This window comes from Chthonomonas sp., from assembly GCF_035294165.1.
GTDB lineage: Bacteria > Armatimonadota > Chthonomonadetes > Chthonomonadales > Chthonomonadaceae > Chthonomonas.
The window spans coordinates 1-4,492 of sequence record NZ_DATGLN010000214.1 but is presented as its reverse complement, the minus strand read 5'-3'; the positions used below and the strand labels follow the sequence as shown (position 1 = coordinate 4,492).

Sequence of the window (4,492 nt, the reverse complement as noted above, 5' to 3'; positions counted from 1 at the left end):
ACACCGGTCGTCGCACGCAGACTTCCGCCAGCCACTGCATAGTTAGGTCACCTCATGCTGAAACAGATATTTGCGGTGAAATCCTTCGGATTTCCTTAGCATTATAGCCCAAAAAGCGCTCCCTTAGGGCGCCTTGTTGTTTGACGGGATATTTTTTCTGAATACGTACCGGTTGAAAGAGAGGTTTCAGGTCTTTAGCACTTCGCGCGGGCTGCCCGTAGAACGGAGTACCATTACGGAGGGTGACTTGTTAAGCCTCTCAAATCGGAGGATGGCCGGGTAACCACGTAGAGGGCAACCTCAAAGCCGACGGTGCTGTGCACTGCACCTTTCCCCTCAAGACCGACGCCCTTCCCCTCGGAACTGGTGGGAAGTGAAACTCAAGATTTCTCGCCTTCGGCTCGAAATGACAGTTGTTTATCTCACCGGCTCTTTAAGGCGGATGGTGCTGCGCTCAAGGCCGACGCCCTCCCCCTCCCCCTATCAGGGAGAGGGGAGACCAATAAGGTTGTTGGCAGTCCCTTATGATAACCTTTCCTTTGGAAACCCATCATAACCGCCCCCTTTCTCCCTAATAGGGGGAAAGGATGGGATAGGGGGCGAACAAAGCAGGCTTGCTTGGCTAACTGCCTCTAAAACCACCAAAAATCAGGTATGCTAGACCCATCGAATACCTGATTTTCTCCAAACACCCAAAATCATGTAAAATTGGCACGGAAATTGCAGTAAAGAAGGACGGGTACGAAGCCCGCATAAATAATCGGCTTCTGCCCTTACAACCCATAACAGTCTTAAGGAGGACATGGTCATGAACACAAATCGTTTCGTCTGCTTCTTTCGGCTCCTCGGGTTGTTGGTAGGAGCGTGCTGCCTCACCGGCCTGCAAACGGCCAGGGCACAGCTTAACTTCACCCTCCAAAACCCCAACCCTACCGTGGCACCGGGGAGCACCTTCGCCTTCTTCGCTACCCTCACCAACACCGACCCCAACAACTCCATGGATTTCACCGGAAACAACACCAACTACTCCGACCCCAATGCGAGCGACTTCAGCGACAACTTCGGCAGTGTGCCATTGCCTTTGAACCCGGCCGGCATGAGTGGTTCGAGTTGGACGGGGGACTTGTTTGATGTGACGGTACCTGCCAACGCTGTGTCTGGTACGGTGTATACGGGGACATACGAGATAGACTTCATAGATGGGAGTGTTTCGGGTTCGGTAACGCAGAACTTTAGTGTGACGGTAGGGGGTCATGCGACGACCCCGGAGTTAGGGAGTGTGTGGGGTTTATTGCTGTTAGTGGGGATTGGTCTGTTATGGCGTCTGCGCGTGCGGGGTGGTGCCGGTTTGCTAAGTAGGATAAGCGTCGCTCTGTTGTGCGGTGTTTTGTTGTATGGAAGCGGTATAGGAAGGGCACAGGCACAGGGTATAGAGCCAGTAGTGCTTGTACGTCACTTCAATGGCCCTAATGATGGAGCCGACCCTTATGCCGGTGTCATTCAGGGCAAGGATGGAGCTTTGTATGGGACAACCTACATTGGGGGCGCCAATAATGATGGCGTGGTGTTCAAGGTCAACCCCGACGGCTCCAACTACCAGGTGCTCCATACCTTCTCGGCGACAGTCAACTTCCAGAACTCCGACGGTGCCTATCCCCTAGCAGGTGTTACTCAGGGGAGTGATGGAGTTTTGTATGGGACGACACAATATGGAGGCGCCTATGGTTGGGGTGTCGTATTCAAAGTCAACCCCGATGGCTCCAACTTCCAGGTAATCCATGCCTTCACCAGAGGCAATGACGGCGGCTATCCCTATGCCGGTGTCATCCAGGGGAGTGATAGAGCCTTGTATGGGACGACCTACTTTGGAGGCACCTATGGGTGGGGCGTGGTGTATAAGGTCAACACAGATGGCTCCAACTTCCAGGTGCTCCATAACTTCAATAACAATGGCCAGGACGGCTTCGAGCCCTATGCCTGTGTCATTGAAGGCAAGGATGGAGCCTTGTATGGAACGACTTATGGTGGAGGCACCAATGGGGCTGGCGTCGTGTATAAGGTCAACCCCGACGGCTCCAACTACCAGGTGCTCCATAACTTCAATGGCCAGGACGGCATCTATCCCTATTTTTCCGGTGTCATTCAGGGGAGTGATGGAGCCTTGTATGGGACGACTTCTGGAGGAGGCGCCAATGGGGTTGGCGTGGTGTTCAAGCTCAACCCCGATGGCTCCAACTTCCAGGTGATCCATTCCTTCTCGGCACCATACGACATGAATGGAGACAACTCCGACGGCTCCCATCCTCGTGCCGGTGTTATTCAGGGTTCAGATGGGGCTTTGTATGGGACGACTGAATTTGGAGGCGCCCTTAATTATGGCGTGGTGTTCAAGCTCAACACAGATGGCTCCAACTTCCAGATGCTCCATAGCTTCAAGTACGGTTACTATGAGGGCGCCTTTCCTCATGGTGGTGTCATTCAGGGCAAGGATGGTAACTTGTACGGGACAAATTTAGGTGTCATCTTTCGTATCGGCCCACAAGCCCTCTTCCTCAACCCCAATAACGCCCCAGCAGGCTCCAACAACCTCACCCTCACCCTCCTCGGAAACGGCTTTGCACAAAACGATACCCTCCTCTGGAACGGTACCATCTCCCTCACCCCCACCTCCGTCTCCTCCGATGGCACCCAAATCCAGGCCACCATCCCCGCTAACCTCCTCATCAACCCTGGTTCTGCCACCCTGCAGGTGCAAGACCCCAACATCCACAACACCACCTCACCTCTTGTTTTCCTCATCGGGGCGGCGCAAATCCGCCTGCAAATTAACTCCATCGGCCGAGACGGCAACAACAACGTGTTGGTTACCCTCACGATAACCAACACCGGAGGAGCCACAGCCTCCAACTTGGCGGTGACATTGGCAACTCTAACGGACAGCACGAAGCAGAAGTTCAACACCAGCAGTTCGTTGCCGATGTCGTTAGGCTCCCTTTCCCCTGGAGGGAGTGTTTCGACGACGTTGGTGTTTCCGTCTACGACAGCTTCCGGTTCGGGTTTGTTGCAGGTACGTGGGACGTATGGCGGCGGTAGTTTTGGCGGGAATTTCCGCGTGACCGTGCCGTAGGTTGGTGTGAAGTTAGGTAGTTCCTCCCCTCCTTCAGCCATGAAGGAAGGGAGGTTTTTTGTCTTTCAGGTGCAACAGCCCCTCCCCCTCTTAGGGAGAGGGGCACCTCGCGGTGGGCGTCCTCGCGGACGGCGCCTTTGCGGCCACTACAACTCCCATGATCGTCTATCTCTCTGGCCGCTGCCTCGCCGTGCGCTAGCACCTCCCGAATCGGGGGAAAGGCCGGGATAGGGGGCGAACAAGGGAGGCTTGCTGTACAATTTGCCTCTAGAGCCGCGAGACTGGCTGTCTCTACAGCCCTCACCCTCCTCCTCAGAATTGGTGGGAAGTGAAACGCAAGATTTCTCGCCTTCGGCTCGAAATGACAGGTGTATCGCCGGCTCTTCAAGGCCGACGGTGCTGCGCTCAAAGCCCCCCCCGCCCCTCCCCCCAATGGGGAGAGGGGAGACCAATAAGGTTATTGGCAGTCTCTTATGATAATCTTCCCTTCGGAAACTAAACACAACCGCCCCCTTTCTCCCGAATCGGGGGAAAGGACGGGATAGGGGGCGAACAAGATAAGCTCATTCTGCTGACTTGCTCTAGAACCGCGAGATTGGCAGCCTCTGCAGCCCCTATCTCTCTGGCCGCTGCATTGCTGTCTGCTAAGACCGCTACTTCGCCGTCTGCAAGACGAAAGGATGGGATAGGGGGCGAACAAAGCAGGCTTGCTCTGCAGACCGACTCTATAGATGAACGGCCACCACTGCCTATCGGGCGGTTGACGCTCTCCTAGTAGATAGAGTAGACTTTATCCTAACAAAGATTCCGTTTTTTGAAAGTGAGACCCTGCTTTCGATGAAGACCTATCATGTGGCCATTGTGGGCGCCACAGGGGCGGTGGGCACCGAGCTGTTGCGTCTTTTAGAGGTACGTGAGTTTCCGGTGGCCTCGCTGCGCCTGCTCGCCTCAGAGCGCTCGGCAGGTCGGACGCTGCCGTTTCGCGGCCAATTGCTCGTGGTCGAACGTCTCGACGCGAACTCCTTCGAGAACGTAGATATCGCCTTTTTCTCTGCTGGAGCCTCTCGGAGCCGCGAGTTTGCCCCTCTTGCGGTTCGCGCCGGCGCCCTCGTCATTGACAACTCTTCCGCCTTTCGAATGGACCCGGCCGTGCCCCTTGTTGTGCCCGAAATCAACCCCGAAGATATCTGCCTGCATAAAGGGATTATTGCCAACCCCAACTGCTCGACCATCATCATGCTGATGGCATTGGCTCCCCTACGTAAACTCGCCCCCATCCATCGCGTTGTGGTATCAACCTATCAGGCGGCAAGCGGCGCAGGAGCCCAGGCTATGGCCGAGCTTATCGAGCAGACCGGCGATGTG

The 4,492-nt window shown here is 55.3% G+C and carries 2 protein-coding genes; both read left to right on the top strand.

The window, feature by feature from the left end:
- The first annotated feature begins 808 nt into the window (after positions 1-808).
- Positions 809-3,127: a choice-of-anchor tandem repeat GloVer-containing protein gene (locus tag VKV29_RS11920; RefSeq protein WP_324201535.1), complete on the top strand. Its 2,319-nt coding sequence runs from the start codon at positions 809-811 to the stop codon at positions 3,125-3,127.
- 837 nt (positions 3,128-3,964) lie between these two features.
- A partial coding sequence (locus VKV29_RS11915; RefSeq protein ID WP_324201534.1) for an aspartate-semialdehyde dehydrogenase occupies positions 3,965-4,492 on the top strand: 528 nt, incomplete at its 3' end.

What these genes read in the sequence shown, in the direction of transcription:
- VKV29_RS11920 (WP_324201535.1), top strand. Translation starts at nt 809, where the DNA reads ATGAACACAAATCGTTTCGTCTGCTTCTTTCGGCTCCTCGGGTTGTTG.